General features: G+C 36.1%; 22 protein-coding genes. 7 read left to right on the forward strand and 15 right to left on the reverse strand.

Annotated features, from left to right (window positions below; translation table 11 throughout):
- Positions 1-378 precede the first annotated feature (378 nt).
- The 9 genes from J0N78_RS06105 to J0N78_RS06145 all read right to left on the reverse strand — a co-directional run bounded on the left by J0N78_RS06105 (position 379) and on the right by J0N78_RS06145 (position 9,637).
- A complete protein-coding gene (locus tag J0N78_RS06105; protein WP_209122151.1) occupies positions 379-1,209 on the reverse strand; it encodes an aldo/keto reductase in 831 nt (276 codons plus the stop codon).
- Positions 1,210-1,289: 80 nt separating this feature from the next.
- Entirely contained in the window at positions 1,290-3,116 is a 1,827-nt protein-coding gene (locus J0N78_RS06110; protein WP_209122152.1) for an ABC transporter ATP-binding protein, read from the reverse strand.
- Positions 3,097-4,839 (reverse strand): ABC transporter ATP-binding protein, encoded by a 1,743-nt coding sequence (locus tag J0N78_RS06115; RefSeq protein WP_209122153.1) that lies wholly within the window; start codon positions 4,837-4,839, stop codon positions 3,097-3,099. The genes J0N78_RS06110 and J0N78_RS06115 overlap by 20 nt, the downstream gene beginning before the upstream one ends.
- A 58-nt stretch (positions 4,840-4,897) precedes the next feature.
- Entirely contained in the window at positions 4,898-6,466 is a 1,569-nt protein-coding gene (locus J0N78_RS06120; protein ID WP_209122154.1) for an MDR family MFS transporter, read from the reverse strand.
- A 16-nt stretch (positions 6,467-6,482) separates the two neighbouring features.
- Complete coding sequence (locus J0N78_RS06125) at positions 6,483-6,929, reverse strand: MarR family winged helix-turn-helix transcriptional regulator (RefSeq protein ID WP_209122155.1); 447 nt, start codon at positions 6,927-6,929, stop codon at positions 6,483-6,485.
- Between the two features lie 219 nt (positions 6,930-7,148).
- Positions 7,149-7,475: a YckD family protein gene (locus tag J0N78_RS06130; RefSeq protein WP_209122156.1), complete on the reverse strand. Its 327-nt coding sequence runs from the start codon at positions 7,473-7,475 to the stop codon at positions 7,149-7,151.
- A gap of 263 nt (positions 7,476-7,738) precedes the next feature.
- On the reverse strand, positions 7,739-8,350 hold the full coding sequence (wrbA, locus tag J0N78_RS06135; RefSeq protein ID WP_209122157.1) for an NAD(P)H:quinone oxidoreductase: 612 nt from the start codon (positions 8,348-8,350) through the stop codon (positions 7,739-7,741).
- Between the two features lie 263 nt (positions 8,351-8,613).
- Positions 8,614-9,057 carry a MarR family winged helix-turn-helix transcriptional regulator gene (locus tag J0N78_RS06140; RefSeq protein ID WP_209122158.1) on the reverse strand — a complete coding sequence of 148 codons (444 nt, stop codon included), beginning with the start codon at positions 9,055-9,057 and terminating at the stop codon, positions 8,614-8,616.
- 172 nt (positions 9,058-9,229) lie between these two features.
- Positions 9,230-9,637 (reverse strand): VWA-like domain-containing protein, encoded by a 408-nt coding sequence (locus J0N78_RS06145; protein ID WP_209122159.1) that lies wholly within the window; start codon positions 9,635-9,637, stop codon positions 9,230-9,232.
- Between the two features lie 785 nt (positions 9,638-10,422).
- Between J0N78_RS06145 and J0N78_RS06150 the strand changes: the two genes are divergently transcribed.
- The 6 genes from J0N78_RS06150 to J0N78_RS06175 all read left to right on the forward strand — a co-directional run bounded on the left by J0N78_RS06150 (position 10,423) and on the right by J0N78_RS06175 (position 17,417).
- Positions 10,423-11,535: a BMP family lipoprotein gene (locus J0N78_RS06150; protein WP_209122160.1), complete on the forward strand. Its 1,113-nt coding sequence runs from the start codon at positions 10,423-10,425 to the stop codon at positions 11,533-11,535.
- A gap of 301 nt (positions 11,536-11,836) precedes the next feature.
- A complete protein-coding gene (locus J0N78_RS06155; RefSeq protein ID WP_209122161.1) occupies positions 11,837-13,366 on the forward strand; it encodes an ABC transporter ATP-binding protein in 1,530 nt (509 codons plus the stop codon).
- The gene (locus J0N78_RS06160; protein ID WP_307794908.1) at positions 13,363-14,418 is read left to right on the forward strand and encodes an ABC transporter permease; all 1,056 of its coding nucleotides are present in this window, start codon (positions 13,363-13,365) and stop codon (positions 14,416-14,418) included. The genes J0N78_RS06155 and J0N78_RS06160 overlap by 4 nt, the downstream gene beginning before the upstream one ends.
- Positions 14,419-15,381: an ABC transporter permease gene (locus tag J0N78_RS06165; RefSeq protein ID WP_209122162.1), complete on the forward strand. Its 963-nt coding sequence runs from the start codon at positions 14,419-14,421 to the stop codon at positions 15,379-15,381. It begins immediately after the preceding gene.
- A gap of 146 nt (positions 15,382-15,527) precedes the next feature.
- Positions 15,528-16,370, forward strand: coding sequence for a deoxyribonuclease IV (locus J0N78_RS06170; RefSeq protein WP_209122163.1), 843 nt, complete (start codon positions 15,528-15,530; stop codon positions 16,368-16,370).
- A 45-nt stretch (positions 16,371-16,415) separates the two neighbouring features.
- Positions 16,416-17,417 (forward strand): FUSC family protein, encoded by a 1,002-nt coding sequence (locus tag J0N78_RS06175; protein ID WP_209122164.1) that lies wholly within the window; start codon positions 16,416-16,418, stop codon positions 17,415-17,417.
- On the opposite strand, the gene J0N78_RS06180 is transcribed toward J0N78_RS06175, so the two are convergent.
- The 4 genes from J0N78_RS06180 to J0N78_RS06195 form a co-directional block, all read right to left on the reverse strand.
- Positions 17,414-18,064, reverse strand: a complete 651-nt coding sequence (locus J0N78_RS06180) for an HD domain-containing protein (protein ID WP_209122165.1) — start codon at positions 18,062-18,064, stop codon at positions 17,414-17,416. The genes J0N78_RS06175 and J0N78_RS06180 overlap by 4 nt on opposite strands.
- A 22-nt stretch (positions 18,065-18,086) precedes the next feature.
- Complete coding sequence (locus J0N78_RS06185) at positions 18,087-18,266, reverse strand: hypothetical protein (RefSeq protein ID WP_209122472.1); 180 nt, start codon at positions 18,264-18,266, stop codon at positions 18,087-18,089.
- Between the two features lie 90 nt (positions 18,267-18,356).
- A complete protein-coding gene (locus J0N78_RS06190; protein ID WP_209122166.1) occupies positions 18,357-19,034 on the reverse strand; it encodes a hypothetical protein in 678 nt (225 codons plus the stop codon).
- 101 nt (positions 19,035-19,135) lie between these two features.
- The gene (locus J0N78_RS06195; protein ID WP_209122167.1) at positions 19,136-19,984 is read right to left on the reverse strand and encodes a patatin-like phospholipase family protein; all 849 of its coding nucleotides are present in this window, start codon (positions 19,982-19,984) and stop codon (positions 19,136-19,138) included.
- A gap of 73 nt (positions 19,985-20,057) precedes the next feature.
- Between J0N78_RS06195 and J0N78_RS06200 the strand changes: the two genes are divergently transcribed.
- Positions 20,058-20,585, forward strand: coding sequence for a hypothetical protein (locus J0N78_RS06200; RefSeq protein ID WP_209122168.1), 528 nt, complete (start codon positions 20,058-20,060; stop codon positions 20,583-20,585).
- 66 nt (positions 20,586-20,651) lie between these two features.
- On the opposite strand, the gene J0N78_RS06205 is transcribed toward J0N78_RS06200, so the two are convergent.
- Together J0N78_RS06205 and J0N78_RS06210 are read right to left on the reverse strand one after the other, a co-directional pair.
- Positions 20,652-21,941 carry a glycoside hydrolase family 18 protein gene (locus J0N78_RS06205; RefSeq protein ID WP_209122169.1) on the reverse strand — a complete coding sequence of 430 codons (1,290 nt, stop codon included), beginning with the start codon at positions 21,939-21,941 and terminating at the stop codon, positions 20,652-20,654.
- A gap of 97 nt (positions 21,942-22,038) precedes the next feature.
- Positions 22,039-22,893 carry a 5'-3' exonuclease gene (locus J0N78_RS06210; RefSeq protein WP_280637187.1) on the reverse strand — a complete coding sequence of 285 codons (855 nt, stop codon included), beginning with the start codon at positions 22,891-22,893 and terminating at the stop codon, positions 22,039-22,041.
- Between the last annotated feature and the right edge of the window lie 115 nt (positions 22,894-23,008).

Genomic DNA, 23,008 nt, shown 5'->3' on the forward strand with positions numbered 1-23,008 from the left:
CTGTTTTGGTTTGGTTTTTTTCATTAAACAGCTTAGCCAAAATAATCTACGATATTACGAGTAAGGGGCTAGTTTCGTTCATGATAACTTATCGTACGGCGGTGAGGGAAGTCTCGCTAGTCGGTGGGCGCTGCAGCTAGACAGCTAGAAAAGCGGAAGGTGTCTGCTTATCGGCGACAAGCGCTGGAGGGCCAGCAATTAGTGTCCTGACTTTTTGACACGTTTGATGGACCGAAGCGACCTCGAGCCGATGACACCTGTAGCTAGACATCCTCGAAATTTAAACTTTCTTATGCTATAAGAAAGAAGCCAAAAACTGAGTAAGCTCAGCTTTTGGTTTCTTCTTACATCAAGCAATTTGAGGAGAAACGAACTTTTTTAGAAATCAAAATTGTCAGGGTCTGGGCCAACACGCTCATCTTTATTTAGTGCATTGATTTTATCCATATCTTCACTTGTTAGTTCAAAGTCAAAAATATCCCCATTTGCTGCAATTCGTTCAGCATTAATAGATTTAGGAATGGTCACAACTCCACACTGTAAGTCCCAGCGTAAAATAACTTGCGCTATTGACTTCCCATACTTTTGACCAATTTCAGTTAACGTCGGATGATCTAATAATTTCCCTTGTGCTAGCGGGGACCAAGCTTCAAGCTGAATTTGATGGTTTTTACAAAATGCTCGAAGTTCATGCTGTGCTAATTGTGGATGAAACTCAATTTGGTTGACCATTGGCTTGATCGTTGCGTTTTCCATTAAATCTTCTAGATGGTGCACATGAAAGTTACTAACTCCAATTGCCCGAACTTTCTTATCGGCATATAATTTTTCGAGTGCACGCCAAGTATCCTTATATTTTCCAGCAACCGGCCAGTGGACTAAATACAAATCTAAATACTCTAGCCCTAACTTCTCCATACTTTCATCAAAAGCTTGTAAGGTTTCATCATACCCTTGATTAGAATTCCATACTTTAGTCGTTATAAATAGTTCTTCTCGAGGAATACCACATTCATTAATTCCTTGTCCGACACCTTCTTCGTTTTTATAAATAGCCGCTGTGTCAATGCTACGATAACCTGCTTGAACTGCCGCTATAACCGAATCGGTGACTTGAGAACCATCTTCGACTTTCCAAACACCTAAGCCTAACCAAGGCATTTTCACACCATTATGTAATGTCGTTGTGTCTTGAATATGTTTCGCCATATAGTACCCTCCCAATTTAATTTTAATAAAAAGAATACGTTTAAAACTTCTTGGAACTACTTCTATTATGAATGATTTTCTCAAATTTTGCTAATTTGACGACTGTTTAATTCATAATAAAACCCTTTCTTTAATAGTAATGACTCATGGTTGCCTTGTTCTATTACTTCCCCCTCCTGCAATACGATGATTTGGTCCGCTTTCTGTATTGTATTTAACCTGTGAGCAATAACAAAGCTCGTTCGACCTTTCATTAATCGTTGCAATGCTTCTTGGATTTTCACTTCTGTAACTGTGTCTATATTACTCGTTGCTTCATCTAAAATTAATATCTTCGGATCAGCTAAAATCGCCCTAGCAATTGAAAGTAATTGTCTTTGCCCTTGACTAATTCCACTACCGTCTTGCTTTAATACCGTCTCATATTGATCAGGTAACTTCATTATGAAAGAGTGAGCATTAGCGAGGATTGCTGCTTCTTCTACTTCACCATCACTAGCATGCAACCTTCCGTACCGAATATTTTCTCTAATTGACCCTTCAAATAAAAAAGAATCTTGGAATACAAATCCCATATTTTGACGAAGGCTTTCTCGCTTTATATTTTTCATTTCGTATCCATCAATAAGTATTTTTCCTTTGTTTGCATCATAAAAGCGAGAGAGTAGATTGATGATCGTTGTTTTTCCAGCCCCCGTTGGCCCTACTAATGCTACCGTTTCACCTGAAGATACATTAAAACTAACATCATTTAATATATTTTCTTCACTTACATAGGAGAAAGAAACGCTTTTAAACTGGACTGCACCCTTAACTTCCTTTATAGCAATTGCATTAGTCTCGTCAGCACTTTCTGCTTTTTCATCAATGAATTCAAACACTCGCTCGGCCCCTGCAATGGCTGAAAGAATTGTATTAAACTGATTCGCTAAATCATTTAATGGTCGTGTGAATTGTCTAGCATACTCAGTAAATATGACGATTACACCGATAGAGACCATTTCATTTAAAACAAAAATACCTCCAATAAGTGCAATAATGGCAAAGCTTAAATTATTTAACACGTTCATAAGTTTTGGAATAAATCCTGATATCGTTTGGGCCCAAAAGCCTGCTTCACGAAGTCGTTCATTTTTCTTCATAAATTCAGCAATGACTTTTTGTTCTTGAGAAAAGGTTTTTATAATCGACTGTCCAGAAAGAGTTTCTTCAATAAAACCATTAACTTCACCTAAATTTCGCTGTTGCTCTTTAAACAGTTTCCCAGTACGTTTCGTTATCCATTTCATACCAAACACCATTAATGGAACGATAACAAGTGTTATTAACGTTAATAGTGGACTGAGCCATAACATGACAACAAGAATACCAACGAGGGTAAGAACACTTGAAATAACTTGAATCACCGAACTATTTAGAGTTGAACTAATATTTTCAATATCGTTCGTCACACGGCTCATTAACTCACCATGTTGCCGCTTTTGAAAAAATGAGATTGGTAATTGATGAAGTCGTTCAAACAAATCTTTTCGCATTGAAAAGACTGTTTCTTGAGCAACCCTAATCATGACAAAATTTTGACCCCAAACGGAGAGAGACTGAATGACATAAATAACAATCAAGCTAAAAATTACATATAGGAGTCCGTCAAAATTACGAGAAACTATATATTGATCGATGGCCATTCCGACAATATACGGTCCTAGTAAAGCAAAAACAGAACTTATAATGACTAAAAAAAACACAAGGAGCAATGGATTTTTATTTTGAGTTAAATATCCCCAAATGCGTTGCAAAGTTCCAATCCAATTTTTCGTTTTTACTTTCTTCATTTCATCCTGTTTATCAGCAGTAGATTTAATAGCTATTTTTTTATGTTGGAAAGGTTTACTGATTTCCTTTAGCAACGAACATCGCCTCCTCTCCAAACTGAGATATATAAATTTTTTGGTAAAGAGAATTACTTGATATTAAATGTTCGTGTGTTCCTTCTGCGATGAGCTTCCCTTCATCTAAAATAATGATTTTATCTGCGCGGGTAGCAGTTCTAATTTTCTGAGTAATAATCAATGTTGTACAACGTAGTTCTCGTAAACTATCAAGGAGCTTTGATTCCGTTTTTAAATCTAATGCACTCGTACTATCGTCCAGTAACAAAATTCTCGGTTTTCTAACGAGCGCTCGGGCGATTGCTAGTCGTTGTTTTTGCCCACCTGATAAATTAACACCTTTTTGCCCAAGTATCGTATCATACCCATTTGCAAACTTAGTGATCGTTTCAGCGATCTGGGCTTTTATAGCAGCTTCCTCAATTTCTTCGATTGTTGCCTCTTCTTTTCCCCAAGCAATATTGTCTTTAATTGTTCCTGTAAATAATAAAGTCTCTTGCGGAACATACCCGATTTGATTGCGAAGGTTTTCTAACTTTATCGTACTGATATCTTGATGATCAACTTTAATTTCACCTTCTGTAACATCATATAGTCGAGGAATTAGATGAAACAACGATGATTTTCCTGAGCCAGTTGACCCTAAGATCGCAACTGTACTTCCAGGCTTTGCTTCAAATGAGATATCTTTTAATACGTCGGTATCGGAGTTCGGATAACGAAAAAAAACATTTTTAAATTCAATGTTTCCTTTAAACCTGAGAGGTAGTTCTTCAAAATTTTTTGAATCAACTAAATCGATTTTAGTATTAAATACTTCCGCAATTCGCTCCGATGAAGACTTTGCACGTGAGAAAAAGATAATAATCATTGAAAACACAGAAAATGCTCCACTAATTCGAGTCGCATAGTTAATGACAGCTACCACTTCACCTACATTTGCACTACCTGCATTCACTTGAAAACTGCCAAACCAAAGTACACCTAAGATACTTAAATTTATTAATAATAAAATTACTGGCATCGTAATTTCCATAAAGCGTAAAGCTGATACAGTCGAGCCCATTAACTCATCATTCAATTTAGTAAAACGATTGATCTCCGTATTTTTTCTTAACAGTGCTCGAATTAGTTTAATACCTAATAGATTTTCTCGCATAACTCGATTAACACCGTCTAGCTTTTGCTGCACAACCTTAAATAAGGGACGTCCAATTTTAAAGACCCATACTAAAAAGAGTAAACTCAATGGAACAGCCACTGCTAACACAAGTGCAAGTTTCACATTGACGATGAGCGCCATAACCAATCCGCCAATTACTAACAAAGGAGCTCTTAACATAATCCGTAGCCCCGTAAATAAAGTTAGTTGAAGGATATTTACATCATTTGTCATCCTTGTAATCAATGTTGAGGTCGGAAATTGAATTAAATTAGCAAATGAAAAAGATTGAATTTTTTCAAATATTCCTTGTCGTAAGTCGTGTGCATACCCTTGACTACTATGTGCTGCATAAAAAGAATTAATAATCCCTGAAGCAAAAGCAACAAAGGACATACCTATCATGATGGCGCCCCAATACGCAACAACAGAAAGGTCTTCCTGTAAGATCCCATCATTTATTATTTTCGCCATAAATAACGGTTGTAACAGTTCAACCGCTAGCTCTACTAAGGTCAATAAAATAGCAATGACCATAAATAATCGATACCGTTTCAAGTAGGAAAGTAATGTAGCCATATCAATCCTCCAAACACTTCTAGCAGAATTGTAAACACATATTAAATCAAAAGACTTTTTACGCCAAATCTTTCTCCTTTTCTGTCGAAGCATTGGAAGTACGTAATGGTATTTCTTTTAAAAATAATGTTACAACAAATGCTAATAATATGACAAAGCTACTAAATAAAAATACTTGTGTTAATCCAAAATTAAGAGCTTCTCTTAAAGACGCAACAAATTGATCAAAGATCGGTTTCATTTGCTCAGACATTTCAGCCCTCATATGATCAATCACAAAAGGGTCCATTAAAATTTCGGGGGTTTGCAGCTCAGATACCACATCCATATTCTGATGCTGTTCAGCTCCTGATACCATTTTTTCTGTCATTTTGGAGCTCATTATGTACCCCATTATCGCAACTCCTACAGTTCCACCAAGTTGACGACATAATTGCGAAGTAGCAGTAGCAACGCCAAGAAACTTATGATCCACTGCATTTTGAACCGTTAACGTGAACACCGGCATTGTCATTCCTAAACCAATTCCAGTAATAATTAAATTAATGAGTAGCTTTGCAAGTGATGCATCTGGAGTTAAGAAAGCATTTAACATAAATCCGATGATCATTATAATAAACCCAAATAGGGCAAGTTTTTTATATTTCCCCGTTTTTGTAATCAATTGACCAGCTAGTGCACTAATTGAAACCATCGAAATTGTCATCACCATTTCGACTAACCCAGATGTTGTTGCCGTTCTTCCTAGTACCCCTTGAACGTAAAATGGGACATACATTATCACTCCAAACATCCCAACCCCAGCTAAAAACGAAGCGCCGTTTGAAACCAGAACAATTTTATTTTTAAATAAATGAAGTGGAACGACAGGACTCTGAACTTTCCTTTCAATATAAATGAAGAGTAATAAACACAAAAATGATACAGTGAATAATCCGATGATTTCTAGTGAACTCCAGGCATATGTTCCACCAGCCCAACTAAATGCTAATAGTAATGAAATAATAACTATGGACAAAACGAATGAACCTAAATAATCAATTTTTTCTTTCACTTTACGCTCAGCTTGCGGATACAATTTTAATATCATAAAAAAGCTAACAATTCCAACTGGAATAAAAATCCAAAATACCCAAGACCAATCCATATTATCGACGATAAATCCACCAAGTGTAGGTCCAAACAAACTAGATAGCCCAAATACACCTCCCATTAACCCTTGCCAACGTCCTCTTTCTCTCGGTGAAAATAAATCACCGACCGTAGTAAAGGCTGAAGACATAATCATTCCGCCCCCAAAGCCTTGTATGCCTCGAAAGATAATTAATTGAATGATTGATGTAGAAAAACCACATAAAATAGAACCGATGATAAAAACACATATCCCAGTTAGAATAAATACTTTACGTCCGTATATATCAGAAAGCTTTCCAACTAAAATGGCAGTAATACTAGAACATAGCATATAAATCGTAAATGCCCAATTAAAAAGTTCCATTCCACCGATATCAGCAACGATCTTCGGCAATGATGTTCCGACGATCGTCATATTTAATGCAGCAAATAACATGACAGCCATAATAGCAATCATAATTGTAATTTTTTTTCTCAATTCGAGATGTTCCATTAGACCGCCCCCTTTTCTAATCTTTTTCTGGTATAAATTCCTTAGAACTATTTATTGTCTCTGTAAGCTTTTGAAGTGATTCGATTGTTGATAGCAATTCAGCTTCTGTAAAATCTTGTAGAACATACTCTATTCGTTCTAAATTTTTACTTCGTTTATTATTCACATACTTTATACCTGCGTCGGATAACTTTATTATTACGATCCTTCGATCATTTTTGTCTCGTTCTCTTTCAATAAGTCCTAATTTTTCCAGTTTATCTGCTATTGCAGTCGCTGCACCAGGAGTAATACCAAAATAATTTGAAATTTGCGTCGTTTTAATACTTCCCTTTTTGTGAATTGTAAAAAGTAGAAACAATTGGCCATGAGAAATTCCTTCATTTTCTGATGGCTTCATTAAATCAACCATCGCCTCATGAACACTTTTTAAGGAAAGGATTAATTGTTCATATATATTCAAAACATACCACCTCTATTTTAAAATTAGTTCAATCACTAAAATATTTATTAATTAAATATATTTGAATGTAAACAAATTGTCAATCGTAAATAGGTACTGCTTAGTATTGATCTCTGTGATATTGCATTTTTAAGCAATACAATAAAGGATACTCTGCAACTAGAACATAATAAAAGACATCTCAACACAAATGTTGAAATGCCTTTTCATTCCTTTCATTTAATTAATGCTTTTTTTCTTATGGTCCCATTTAGGAATAAATCCATTTTCTTCGAGCTTAGCGTAGCGCTTTTCAAATTTTGAAATAATTTCATTTCCTTTTTCCTCGGAAAAAACACCATATTCTACATACTTTAAGATCACTTCTTTTTTCTTTTCAAGTACATCCTTATGTAGAACTGATATCTCATCCTTCTGTTCTTGTGTTAACTCAACGTTTTGCATTTCTGCTTGTTTTTCGTCAAACTCAGCTTGAACTGATATCGGGCTGAGTGACGCCATCGATAAAAACAATGCTGAAAGTACAGCAATAGATACCTTTTTCAAATAACCACCCTTTCCATTTCATCGAAGTTAGTATTCTCTTGATTTACATATTTATTCTAAAAAGATAGAAAAAGGGTCTTATAAAACATGTTTCATATTTTGACGGAACCGTACAATGTATATACTGCCTCGTGCGCTTTTACCATAAAACATAAAAAGAGAGACGAAAATCGTTGCGATTTATTTCCGTCTCTAGAGGGTATGTTTTTGTGTCTGCTTTTCTAGTCTGAAATGAATAGACAATAAGCTTCTTCTTTTTTTACTTATTTATTTCCTTGCTTCACCATTTGAGCAATTTCCAGTGTTCGTTTTACTTGATGTTGAACGGCTGGTTGCACATTTTCTTGCAAGTTTCCGTCTTGGTCCACTGTTACACTAGCACCGTATGGATTTCCACCAGTTGTGAATAAAACTGGATCAGTGTAGCCAGGTGCAGCAACAATTGCACCCCAATGATACATTGATGTGTAAAGGGATAATATCGTAGCCTCTTGACCACCATGCGGGTTTTGAGCTGAACTCATTGCACTAACTACTTTATTTATTAACTTGCCTTGGAACCATAGCCCTCCTGTTGTATCTAGAAATTGCTTCATTTGTGCTGGCATATTACCAAATCGCGTTGGGATGCTAAAGATGATTGCATCTGCCCATTCTAATTCATCCAGGGTAACTTCTGGTACATCTTTTGTTGCCTCTACATGAGCTTTCCATGCAGGATTTGAATCAATTGCTTGTTGAGGAGCTAATTCAGGTACCTTTAGCACTTTTACGTTTGCCCCATTTTCTTGAGCCGCTTCCTGTGCCCACTTTGCTAATTGATAGTTGGTACCTGTTGAACTGTAATAAATAATCGCTAAATTAAGGTTTGACATAATCTAATAACACTCTCCTTTTTAAATTAACAAAAGTATTTTATCTTAAACCTTGGATTCATATACTATTAACCCAAGATATTTAAGCAAAAAATAATATAGCTATTTACAAAATTCAAAATTGTCACAATTTGACCGAGCGAGCATTTAGTCTAAAAAATAAATCTTATATCGCATTAGGAGTTAACAAACTCCTCTGAATTAAAATATCATACTTCTATTAATCTTGAATTCGAGATATTTTCCCAAAAAAATTAGAGCTATTATGCATTTGTCCCTAATTTTTTAAGTAGATGAATCATCGTCTCTTTTTCATCACTAGTCAAACTTGAAAATATTTTATTAATGGCTGCCTTATGACTTGGGAAGATTTTGTACATTAGATCCATACCTTCTTCAGTTATCGCAGCGTAAGTAACACGACGATCTTTTGGACACGCTCTACGTTCAAGTAGATTTTTCTTTTCTAATTTATCTACAACGTACGTAATACTGCCACTTGCTAATAATACTTTTTTACCAATTTGTTGTATCGCTTGATCCCCTTTATGAAACAATAGTTCCAACACAGCAAATTCCGTTGGATTTAATCCATATCGACGAATATCTTCTTCCACACGATCAGAAACAGCTCGATACGCGCGGGATAAAACGATAAATGACTTTAATGCTAGGTCTTCGTCTTGTATCGATATCTCTTTTTTCATACAATCATATCCTTCAACGGTCATTTCATTTACCTCGAATTCAAGATAAATTATATATTTATTATGTTTAACTGTCAACTGCATTAATAAAATTTTATTATAACTTTCTAGTGTTAAAGTCGAGAGTATAAACCTAAAAATAGCTGAATACGGTTCACACTCTCACTACAGTTTATTTAATCAATAATTTCTTACCAAATGGAACTTTTGGAGAAAAGCCACCAGGAATAAGCCAGAAAAGTTCATAATTAATTTCCATATCATCGAGAACATAACCTGTTACATCAGTTATGTAAAATAGCGTGTCAATATTATTTTCATCTGCCCACTCTAACACTTCTGTGTAAGAAGATTTTCCATGTGTGAAATATTGGATATCATTCTTCTCAGTTGTTGTTACTTCACGAATTTTATAATCTGCCAATATCATTTGTGTTTCTGGTTTTAATTCTTGAACAAGTTTAACAATATTTGATATTGTATCTGTTGGATAATCTGTTGTAGAAGTATCAACAGCAAGCGCTATTTTTTTATCCTCACGCTTAGAAAGAATGATTAATAAGTCCTTTTGCCACCTCATCGTTATATCTCTCCCTTCGTGTAAACCAAACATCATTAATTTTACATAAAAGCTCAATAAATATGTTAATTCTAGAAGTATATTTTTCGCTAAATTTTCACACTTTACTATTCTATTGTTTTATGTAAATTATTGTATAAAAAATCTTTGACTATTTTTGATACTTATATGTGAAATGCTCTATCTATTTATATAGTCTAACTTTTTGTGAAGCTACTGACAATAACAATCTTTTAATAAAGGCTGTGTTATAGCACATTGTTGAAAATCGTTGGTTTTAAGCTCATCGTGTGAAATGTTAATGACACACGCCTTTATGTATTGAAAAGTTGAATAATGAGCCCAAAATTAACACTCAACATTAAACATAGCCTAAATAAAAAGACTAAAAAAATTCAGTGCATACTCTATTCAATTTTTGTGAATTTTAAGTAATGGTTTAACAAAGAAATTATTAATAAAGAAATTATTAATAAAAAATTAATTTTTTAATTGTTTATTTGCCGGTTTAATGATATATTATCAGTCGAAACATGTCGAACATCAGAGGACAGATGTCATATACTAGAAAAAATGTTGTTATAAGGCTGTTTTCTTTTCAAAACCTTCACGCTATGCGTGAAGAGCCAAGCATCCGCTTGGCTTACGGTCCAAAAGCTAAAAGCAACAATCTCTGAGAAAAGAGACTTTTTGTAAGCATTTACATAATGAATATATACATCATACAAATAGCCTGTTCCTGTTGTACGACAATCCTTACACTTAACTTTTATGGGGGTATGAAAATGAAAAAGAGTAAAGCACTTCTGTTATCCATGCTTTTTGCAGGTGGAACATTCTTAGGAGCTTGTGGTACAGGTGGAGATACTGAACCTACTCCAGAAACTGACGGTCAAGGCGCTGCACCTACAGAAGAGGCAGCAGAAGATTTTAAAGTAGCCATGGTTACTGACGTTGGTGGTATTGATGACAAGTCGTTTAACCAATCTGCTTGGGAAGGCATGACTCAGTTTGGACAAGAATATGGCTTAACGGAAGGCACAAACTATAAGTACCTTCAATCATCAACAGATGCTGATTATGCGCCGAACTTAAATTCACTTATTCGTGAAGACTTTGACCTTGTTTGGGGGATCGGATTCCTAATGGCAAGTGATATTAAAACAGTAGCAACTCAACGCCCTGAAGCTCAACTTGCAATTGTTGATATGGTCGTTACAGATGATAACGATCAACTTATTCCAAACATAGCGAATGTTACGTTTAAAGAGCACCAAGGTTCTTTTTTAGTAGGTGTAATTGCTGGAATGCAAACAGAAAGCAATAAAGTTGGTTTTATCGGTGGTGTCGAAGGATCGCTAATTAAAAAGTTTGAAAGTGGTTTTAAAGCTGGTGTGAAAATGGCAAATCCTGATGCTGAAATTATTGTTCAATATGCTGAATCATTTAACGACGCATCAAAAGGACAACAAATTGCAAATGGTATGTATGCTCAAGGCGCAGACATTATATACCATGCTGCAGGTGGTACTGGAAACGGACTGTTTACTGAGGCAAAAAACCGTAAACGTAATAATGAAAACGTTTGGGCGATCGGAGTTGACCGTGACCAACACGAAGAAGGTTTACCTGAAAACGTAACGTTAACTTCAATGATCAAACGTGTAGATACTGCGTTATACCTTGTAAATGAACAAACAATGAACGGTGATTTTCCTGGTGGTGAAGTTCTAGAGTTTGGATTAGAAGAAGAAGCTGTTGGTATTGCTCCTACAACTGAAAATGTAACTGAGGAAGCACTCTCAGCTGTTGAAGATTACATTCAACAAATCCAAGCGGGTGAAATTAACGTACCACAAAATGACGAGGAGTACGAAGAATTCCTTAAAAACCTATAGACATTTAGAAAAGGCTAGTTAAAGCGTAACTAGCCTTTCTTTTAGCTATGAACTAGTTCTTTCCTCTTTTTATTAAGCTGTTTTCGTAAACTTTGTTGCTATTGGACCGTTTTTTGAACATAAATCAGCCCTAATGGACAAATTCATTTGTCCATCTGGCTGATTTATGTTCAAAGGCTTCACGCCAAAGCGTGAAGAACCAAGCTTTCGCTTGGTTAACGGTCCAATAGCTAAAAGCAACAACCTTTTAGAAAAGAGCATTTTATTAATTTAAGTTGTATTTTATTGGAGGTGGTAAATTTTGAGTTACGTCATTGAAATGAAAAATATTCGTAAAGAGTTTCCAGGCATTGTTGCAAATGATAATGTAACTCTTCAAGTCAAACAAGGTGAAATTCATGCGCTTTTAGGTGAAAATGGAGCAGGAAAATCGACACTTATGAATGTTCTTTTCGGCTTGTATCAACCTGAAAGAGGTGAAATCCTTGTCAAAGGAAAGCCTGTAAAAATAACTGATCCAAATGTCGCCAACCGTTTAGGGATTGGTATGGTTCACCAACATTTTATGCTAGTCGACAAGTTTACTGTTACTGAAAATATCATTCTAGGAAAAGAACCAACTGCAGGTGGAAAAATTAATATTAAAAAAGCGGCAAAAGACGTCGAAAAAATTTCAAAGCAGTATGGTCTTGCTGTTGATCCTTATGCAAAAATCCAGGACATCTCCGTTGGGATGCAGCAGAGGGTAGAAATTTTAAAAACTCTTTATCGTGGTGCAGAAATATTAATTTTTGATGAGCCAACAGCAGCACTTACACCACAAGAAATAACTGAACTTATTCAAATTATGAAAAAGCTCGTATCTGAAGGTAAATCAATCATCTTAATTACACATAAATTAAAGGAAATTATGGAAGTGTGCGATCGTTGTACTGTTATTCGTCGTGGCAAAGGGATTGGGACTGTTGATGTTTCCGAATCTACACCTGATAGTCTTGCAGCAATGATGGTTGGACGAGAAGTTAATTTCTCTGTTGAAAAAGAACCTGCCCAACCGAAAGACACTGTTCTTTACATTCAGAATTTAGTTGTAAAAGATGCTAGAGAGGTAGCCGCTGTAAACGATTTAAGCTTAGAAGTTAAAGCCGGTGAAATCCTTGGCGTGGCTGGCGTTGATGGTAACGGTCAAACCGAACTGATTGAAGCTATTACTGGATTGAAGAAACCAGATAGTGGGAAAATAAGTCTAAATGGCAATGACATCTCCGGGCAACCTCCACGTAAAATAACAGAATCTGGTGTTGGACATATACCTCAAGACCGTCATAAGCATGGACTCGTCCTTGACTTTACAATCGGTGAAAATATAGTTCTACAAACATATTATCAAAAGCCATATTCAAAGTCTGGCGTTTTAAATTTTAAAGAAATTTATAAAAAAGCTAATGACCTAATCAAAGACTATGATGTTCGTACACCAAGTGAATTCACGTTAGCGAGAGCACTTTCTGGTGGTAATCAGCAAAAAGCAATTATCGCTCGAGAAGTTGACCGCTCGCCTGACTTACTAATTGCAGCTCAACCTACTCGTGGCTTGGATGTAGGTGCAATCGAATCAGTTCATAGCCGAATAATAAAAGAAAGAGATAAAGGCAAAGCTGTTCTTCTCATTTCTTTAGAATTAGATGAAGTATTGAATGTAAGTGACCGTATTGCCGTTATATATGAAGGAAAGATTGTTGCAATTGTCAATGCCAATGAGACGAATGAAAATGAACTTGGCTTATTAATGGCTGGCGGCTCATCAAAAAAGGTAGGTGAAACATCGTGAAAAAAGCATTACATTTAAAAATCTCACCTATTCTCTTTCCTCTAATTGCTGTCTTATTTGGAATTTTAATCGGAGCTATTATTATGCTATTTAGTGGGCATAATCCCGTTACAGGTTATTCAGCATTAATTCGTGGTATTTTCGGTGATTCGTACTTTATTGGTGAGACATTAAGAACGATGACACCCTTGATCCTAGCAGGTTTAGCCGTTGCTTTTGCATTTCGGACAGGATTATTTAACATTGGGGTTGAAGGTCAACTCATTGTCGGCTGGTTAGCTTCGGTTTACGTTGGCTTAGCCTTTGATCTACCCGCAATTATTCACCTCCCATTAGCTATAGGTGCAGGTGCACTTGCAGGCGCTCTATGGGGATTAATTCCTGGAGTATTAAAAGCTCGTTTTCACGTCCATGAAGTAATTGTGACGATTATGATGAACTATATAGCGCTTCATGTAGTTAATTATATTATTCGAAGTTATTTACTTGAACCAGGTGAACGAACAGGTACAATAAGTCCCTCTGCTTCCCTAGCTTCAGCATTCTTACAATCAATTACAGACTTCTCAAGATTGCATTATGGATTTATCGTAGCCATTCTTGCGTGTTTTGTCCTTTGGTTCTTGCTTTGGAAAACTACCAAAGGTTTCGAACTACGTTCAGTCGGATTTAACCAAAATGCCTCAGAATATGCAGGGATGAATGTTAAGACAAATATCGTATTGTCCATGGTTATCTCCGGCGCTTTCGCAGGAGTTGGTGGAGCAATGGAAGGATTAGGGACGTATCAATATATGACCGTCATGTCTGGATTCACCGGAGTTGGGTTTGATGGTATCGCTGTTGCACTTTTAGGGGCAAACACTGCGATTGGGGTTGTGTTAGCTGCTGGCTTGTTTGGTGGCTTAAAAATTGGGGCTTTAAATATGCAATCTCAAGCAGGTGTACCTACTGAACTGGTCGATATCGTTATTGCTCTAATTATCTTCTTTGTTGCATCAAGTTACTTGGTTCGTTGGATTATTAGCCGATTGAAAAAGGAGGGCATTTAGATGGATTTTCTTCAAATATTAGCATTAATCATTCCAGCTGCCATTTTCTCTGCTGCTCCTCTCATTTTTACTGCAATCGGTGGACTTTTTAGTGAACGCTCTGGAGTTGTAAATATTGGCTTAGAAGGTTTAATGGTAATCGGAGCCTTTGTTGGAGTTGTAGCGACATTAACTCTTGAAAGTATGGGGCTCGGAGCAGTATCTCCTTGGATTGCCTTTTTAATTGCTATTATTGCTGGGATTGTATTCTCCTTATTTCATGCGGTCGCCTCAATTACATTAAAAGCCGATCAAATTGTAAGTGGAGTTGCTCTTAACTTTTTAGCGATAGGTTTAGCCGTATTTCTTGTTAAAAACATCTATCAAAAAGGGCAAACTGACTTTGTACAAAATTTAATTTATCGTATTAATGTTCCTGTATTAAGCGACATTCCCATTATAGGTAGACTATTCTTCTCAAACGCCTATGTAACGTCATATATTGCCATTGTTGCCGCTGTAATCGTTTGGTACATTGTATTCTTTACTCCTTTTGGTCTTCGCCTTCGTTCAGTAGGTGAACACCCAATGGCTGCTGATACTATGGGTATTAATGTAATTAAAACCCGCTATGTCGGTGTAATGCTCAGTGGTGCTTTTGCAGCAATGGGGGGCGCTGTTTATGCACTTACCATTTCAGGAAACTTTGCTGGTGGTACGATTGCAGGTCAAGGATTTATGGCACTAGCCGCATTGATTTTTGGTAAATGGCATCCACTTGGTGCTTTGGGAGCAGCTCTATTTTTTGGTCTAGCTCAATCAATAAGTATCGTTGGTCAACAAATTCCTGTCTTACAAGACATTCCGCAAGTATTTTTACTTATTGCACCATATGTATTAACGATTTTAGCACTTGCCGGCCTTGTAGGTAGAGCAGATGCTCCTAAAGCGATCGGAAAACCATACGAAAAAGGCTCAAGATAAAGCCATTAAAAAGCATTCAAGGGCAGAACCCCCATGAATGCTTTTTCTTTTGGGAAGTTAGTTCCTTAGCACCTGTTAAACGGGATAAATTGCGATATCCTATCAAATACTAAGTCAATCAGTCAGGTATAAAGAAGGTGTTAAACATGTATGTTGGAAGTCATATTAGTATTAAGAATGGATATTTTGCAGCTGCAAAAATGGCCCATAGCATAGGGGCTTCTGCTTTTCAATTTTTCCCTAAAAACCCACGAAGTCTTAAAGTAAAGGATTTCGATGTAAATGACGCTGAACGTTGTGCACAATATTGCAAAACACATAACATACGAACGATCGCACATACCCCGTATCCAACAAAATTAATTCCTGATAATCAAAATGATGACAATCAGATTCTAGCGTCGATTAAGAATGATTTAGAAATTGCTAAAGCTTGTGGGGCGGTTGGGATTGTTGTTCATTTTGGTACAACAAAAAAACTTGAACCGCTTGAAGGATATCAAAAAATGATCGAAATGTTAAATCGCGTCATATCAAATTGGGATGGAAATACAATCCTTCTCATTGAAAATAACGCAGGTGCAGGGACTGACATGGGGCTGACTTTTGAAGAAATGGTACAAGTACGTAAGCTTTCGGACTATCCAGAAAAAATCGGATTTTGTTTTGATACATGTCATGCTTATGCAAGTGGTATTTGGGATGGAGATAACTGGAGCGCGTTAGAAGAAAAAGGGATAGAGCTTGAATATTTTACCCACTTGAAAGCGATCCATTTTAACAACTCTAAATATCCCTATGGTTCGAGAAAAGACCGCCATGCCAATTTAGAGTCTGGTCATATTTCTAAAGAACAGTGGCTCACTTTCTTATCTGCCGACTTTATAAAAGATATTCCGCTTATTCTTGAAACTCCTCATGATGCGCCAAACATACATGAATTAGAAATTCAACTCATTAAAAAGTGGTTTAGTACTGTAAAAAAGTAAAGAATCATTATACAATTATATAAACGTCGGATTTGGAGTATACATATGATCAGTTGGATTCAATCTTTTTTAGGAAAGCGCTTATTAAAAACAGGACTTGCCGTCTTCTTAACAGCAGTTATATGTCAGTGGCTAGAATGGCCAGTTGTCTTTGCAGTTATCGCTGCAATTGTCACCGTCGAACCGACAGTCCATGCATCGATTCAAAAAGGCAAAGTTCGTTTACCTGCTGCTGCAATAGGAGCAGCTATTGCGATGACATTTGATTTTTTATTTGGGCAAGAGCCGATAACATTTGCATTATCAGCGTTTTTAACTATTTATATATGTCACAAACTCCGTTGGGATGATGCAATATTAGTTGCAACATTAACTGCTATAGCAATGATACCATTGACTTCTGAAAATTTTTTATTAGCATTTTTAATTCGGATTGCTACGACATCGATAGGTATTGTTGTTTCGACTGTCGTTAATTTAATTATATGGCCCCCTAATTTTATGAAAGAAATACAAGAAGTGAGTCATGAGCTATTTTCAGAAACAATCGATCTGATTGAAGATACGCTAAATTATCAATTTAAAAAAGATCGCAATCGACAGCTCTTGAATATAAGGTTTGATCGATTAAGTAAAGGAATCGAACGTGCTAATGAAACCATTCGTTTTCAGCGTGAGGACTTAAGATATCGAAAGAAAAACATTGCACATACAAAACTTCTCAATGACATAGAATTACAAATTGACTTATTACATAAAGTTTCATTTCATATTGGAGACATTTTAGCCGTTTCCGATCAACAAACATTACCAAAAGAAGATAAGGCGATCTTACAAACGGCTTGGAAATTAATAAAAGATTCGTATGAGAAAAGAATTATCGATCAGGAAAATGAAAAAACTGTAAGATCGTTGCTCTATTCTCTTATTTATGATCATCGCGATGAAAAAGAACTATTATCAAAAGGTACAGCAATTGCCTATGAAATACTAGCTATGTATCACTTATTAATTGAATACGAAGGCCGGCGTAAGCGTCAAAATTAACGCTCGCCTTCCCACTCTTTATAAAATTGTTCAAGAAATTGTTCCATATAATGATGACGTTCTTCTGCTAATTTTTTGCCATACAGTGTATTCATTAAATCCTTTAGCTTTAACAACTTTTCATAGAAGTGATTAATCGCTGTATTATCACGCTTTTGATATTCTTCTTTGCTTATAGCAGCTCTCGGTTTGATGGAAGGGTCATACATAATATTTCCTCTAGCCCCTCCAAAAGCAAACGTTCTTGCTATCCCAATTGCTCCAAGTGCATCGAGGCGGTCCGCATCTTGAACTACTCTTCCTTCTAAAGTTTTCATTGGTGGCCCTCCACCACCTTTAAATGACATCGTAGAAATAATTTCCATAATATGAGTTACATCCTGCTCGCTTAGTTCCATGTTATGTAACCAATTTTCTACTTTCTTTAAACCTGTTTCTTCGGTCTCATTTAACTTTTCATCCGCAATATCGTGAAGAAGGGCGGCCATTTCACAAATAAAGGCATCTGCTCCTTCCACACTAGCAATCTGTTTGGCAAGCTTTGTTACTCGTTTAATATGCCACCAATCATGTCCGCTCGGTTCTCCGGTTAATTCATTATGTACGTACGTTTCTGTTTTTCTTAACTTTTCAATATTTGAGTTCATGTCATCACCTTTAACAAGAAATTTATCTCACATATTCTGCTTCATAAGAGTTTTCACCTGCTTGGACAGCTAATAAGGTGTTAGCATAGCCTACAAGTCGATTGACTAATTCTTCACAAATTGCATATACAACAGGTTGAAGCTCCTTCTTAAACAAAGTTGGATAATCAAAAAATAATCGTCGTATTAATAAATATATCACTTATGAAAAGATCCGTTAATAGTTCCTATAGCTTTCATAAAAAAACACCCTCTCTGAGCTTCCAATTTTAGAGAAGGTGCTAGTACATGGTTACATATCGAAACCGTCCATCGCTTCCATATTATTTTCAATCAATTCAATAATTGTTCCCGCTTCTTCCTTACTGAATATAAAGTTACTTTCATCCTCTAAAAGTTCGTTATCTTCCGTTTTAATTCGATTTACACGACGAAGAATGCCATCTCCTGTATCGTGGATTACACCGAATTGATAGGAAACTTCGACTTCATCCATGTACGTATACGCCATCACTTCAGGAGTCGTCCACTCTACATCGACTACTATTTCATCATATTCATAGTCATCCTCATCGTCGACTATCTCTCCGTCTTCGTCAAGTAGGATCATCTCGTCCTCATCTTCATCTGAACCTTCTATTTCATCCACAAACTCAAATTCATCTAAATAGGCATGAAATGATTCATGAACAGCTTCAATAATATCCTCGATATCAGGAAGGATCGTTCTTGACGTCTGTTCCATATCTATATCAAACTCTTCGATGTAAAATTCTTCGTTATGCGGATCAAAAAATAAAGTACAAAAAAACTCTCGCTCATCGTCTTCCATTTCAACAAAACACTCAATCCTTGGGTGTTTAGCAGCTCGATCAACAGTAATATGTCCCATCTCATCATATTCCTCACAAATAGACTCCATATAATCCTGTAACTCTCCACAGACTCGATCAAACCACTCTAATGACATGAAGAAACACTTCCCTTCTTGAGATATCCTTTTTATTATTCCTTTCATGCCATTTTTTGTTCATGGAACTTTATCCCAACAAATTAGTAGTAACCTAATTTCTAATTCAACCAATGGATTAACTGATTATATTGTTTTTTTGCATCATTATAACCAAGCTCATATAATGCTAATAATCGATCTTGATTTCTTTCAATTCTGCTAACAGGCACTTTTATACTTGGTTTTATGACAAAAATGTTTCCTGCCTTTTCTTGCGACTCAAGTAATGACAATGTTTCATTATATACTAAATGTCGTTTAACAAGAAGCTCACCAATTTTAGGATATTGTCTATAGATGAGCTTTGCTAATGTTGCTGTTTTACTTGGCTTCCTTTTGAAATCTTCTGTTTTCGTCATAATAACTACATTTTTTTCAAAGCCGTCCCGTTGTGCTTTTTTTATCGGTATTGGATCTATAATTCCTCCATCCAATAAAATCCTTCCGTTGTATTGCACAGTAGGAGCAATAAATGGTAATGAACTTGATGCCCGAATAATCGTTAAAATATCATCGCCATGTTGAGCTTTATTGAAATAAACCGGTTCTCCCGTCTCGCAATCTGTCACTCCGATGATAAATTGTTCCCTCCCCATTTTAAATGTATTATAATCAAATGGAATAATATTGTTAGGGATTTCATCAAAGAGAAAGTCCATGCCAAAAAGTTGCCGTTTGAATAACAAATTACGAAATGATAAGAACCGATGATCACTTACAAGCCTGACATTTACTTCCTTATTTCGTCCCTTCTGCTTAGACAAATAAGATGCTCCCATGCAAGCACCTGCTGAAACACCGATAACATAAGGAAAAAATAGCTTCTGCTCTAAAAAGAATTCTAAAACGCCAGCTGTATAAAGCCCTCGCATTCCTCCCCCTTCTAAAACTAATCCAGTTGTTTTCATACCGTTACCTCAATTCCACCAATGAATGTAAAGTGCTACACTAATATTAATCTATCATTAAGGAGTGGTCCAATTGTTCGACCCGACCATTTATGAAAATTTAAAGGTTGTCCTAGAAGGTGCCATTTATGACTTAGACTTTGCAAACGAAATAATAGTAATCGACCGGGCAGATCTCGTCGATTTAGCTAAGATGGCAAGAGAGTTTAAAATGCAGTTCCAAACTTGCACAACAAATAGCAATTACCCGATTGCTGAAGTCCGTCTTCTTTCAGGTCTTCAAGATTTTGCTACTGAAAAGATTACAAGTAACGAGAAAACAGCAGGCTGTGTACTTGAAGTTAATTTATTTACAAAAATAATTGATGTAACGAAGGATTGCTTTGATATCGAAACGGTTCTTAATCAAATTTGGAAAAGTCGCCCAATAATATCACAAAACATTACTTTTTCATATGGTATTGAACATGTTTTAGAAAATAAAATTAATATAAGCTTTGGCAGAAAAATAAATGAAGACCAGATTGATGACTTTGAACAGATCCTTAATTTCACTTTAAAATCTCTTCAGTTTTTAGAAAACATAATAAAGAGAGACTGACACAGAACAGGAGTATCCTTAGGTTTATACCTTTTAGGGGTTCCTGTAGTCGTCAGCCTCTTTATGTTATACACGCTTTCTCACATTAAAGTTTTCATCAATTAATAACCAGTTCTGCGGGAAATCCCACCCTAATACCCAATAATAAAACCCTCGTAGGCCAAGTTCCTTAACAAGATCAAATTTTGCTTGTATGCTTCGAGCATCTTCAAACCAAACTTCGTGCTTTACTCCACTTTCGTCTATATAATTAAAAAATGGAGATTGGGCAACTGGATCGTATTCTATTGCTGCATTATAAGTTGCTGCTAATTCAATCGCTTCTTGGTGATCAATGGCCCGAGCTCTCGTTTCACCTTCAATAAAAGGCAATGTCCAATCATAACCATAAAGAGGAATACCCATCATAATTTTATCATTTGGCATAACTGATGCCGCATATTCAATCACACGCCTTACTTGATCAATAGGTGCAACAGCCATCGGTGGTCCTCCAGTCCACCCCCATTCATATGTCATTAAGAAAACAAAATCTGCAATTTCCCCGTGTGTAGCATAGTCATGACCTTCATAAAGGACTCCAGTCATTCCTGGTTCTACTTGAGGAGCGAGTGCACTTGAAAGAAAATACCCTTTTTCATCTAACCTTGTCTTCGCTTTACGCATGAGTTGATTATATTGCTCGCGGTTTTGTGCACCTAGATATTCCAAATCAAAATCAAGTCCTAGATATCCTTTCTGGTCCATAAGCGCGATCGCTTCATCTAATAACCGATTTTGTAATTCTTCACTTTGCAAAACTGTTGTTACGAGTTCAGTGCTAAAACCACCGTCTTCAATATTCGTAATAACCATTAATGGAACGACTTGATTTTCATAGGCCGTATTTATAATTGCTTGGTCATCTATTGGGGATAGAGTTCCATCCTCATTTAACTCATAACTAAAGGTCTGAATAAATGTTAAGTACTCACCTACCGCATCGACAACTGCTGGCGACTCTTCTCTTGTAATTTGTAAATCGACATATGCGCCAATATCAACAGCTGGATTTTGAAGAAATTGAGTAGGAATATAAATTCTAAAGCCAACAGGTATATTTTGAGTATTTTGAATTTGATTTACTTCTAACAATGTTTCCACTGGTATTTGATAACGTTGACTAATTTGCCATAAGCTTTCTCCAGGCTGGATCCAATGAAACCTTCCGATAATCGGAATGATTAATGCTTGACCGCTTACGAGTTGGTCAGGGTTTGGCAATTGGTTTGCTTGAGCAATTGCATCTGACGTAGTATTGTATGCTTGAGCAATCCCAAACAGTGATTCCCCTGGTGAAACAAGATGTATTTGCACAGTTCATCCTCCTAATGCCCAATATTTACCCTTACCACTTTATTCAAAAGGTTCAATTAAATGCCTGGACATTAGAAGTTTTATTTTAACAATCTTTTTATGCAAGTCCCATTTCTTTTATCAGACGTGTAAATTCAAGTATTTCAAATTGGTTTCGTACTTTTTCTTTGTCTACCGTTAATAATGCGTCTTCGAAGTTTAAATCGATCGTAACATCGCAACGAATTTCTGCGAGCTTACGCGAAAGATGAAGCATGTCCAATTCATTTTCTATCTTCGTCCTCATACCTTTTGGAAGCTTCTCTAAGTTTTCTATAATCGCCTCAATTGTTTCGTATTCTTTGAGTAACTTAATTGCTGTTTTTTCACCGATCCCTTTTACCCCAGGGAAATTATCGCTCGTATCACCCATTAGCCCTTTTAAATCGATCATTTGTGCAGGAGATAATCCTTTATCTTCAAGTAACTTTTCAGGAGTAAAGACTTCATAGTTTGACATTCCCTTTTTCATAATAATCGAGTGGATTCGATCATTAATTAGCTGTAAACTATCATGGTCTCCTGTCAAGATTTGCACGTGCATATCCGTACTATATTTCTTTGCTAATGAACCGATACAATCATCTGCCTCGAATTGATCTATACCAATATTCGGAATGTCAAAACTCGAGACAACTTCTTTAACAAGATCAAATTGTGGAACTAATTCTTCAGGTGGTGCGCCTCGATTTGCTTTATACTGATCGTAGAGCTCAGTCCGAAACGTTTTGCTCCCCATATCCCAACAGCAAATGACGTGACTCGGCTCAAATGTCTTAATCGCATCCCACATGTATTTAACAAATCCATAGATCGCATTTGTAGGTACGCCTGCACTTGTCTTCATTATATATCCTCTATACGCTGTCGCGTAATATCCTCTAAAAAGTAGTGCCATTCCGTCTACTAGCATTAATTTATTATTTTCCAATTAACTCACTCCTGACTAATTAAAACATACTTATCTATCCTATCAAACCTTTTGAAAATTGGATAGGGAAAAGAGGAAGAGACCAATTTATCCCTCT

Origin of the sequence: Alkalihalobacillus sp. BA299 (assembly GCF_017745675.1) — a bacterium.
Taxonomy (GTDB): Bacteria; Bacillota; Bacilli; order Bacillales; family Bacillaceae_F; genus Alkalihalobacterium.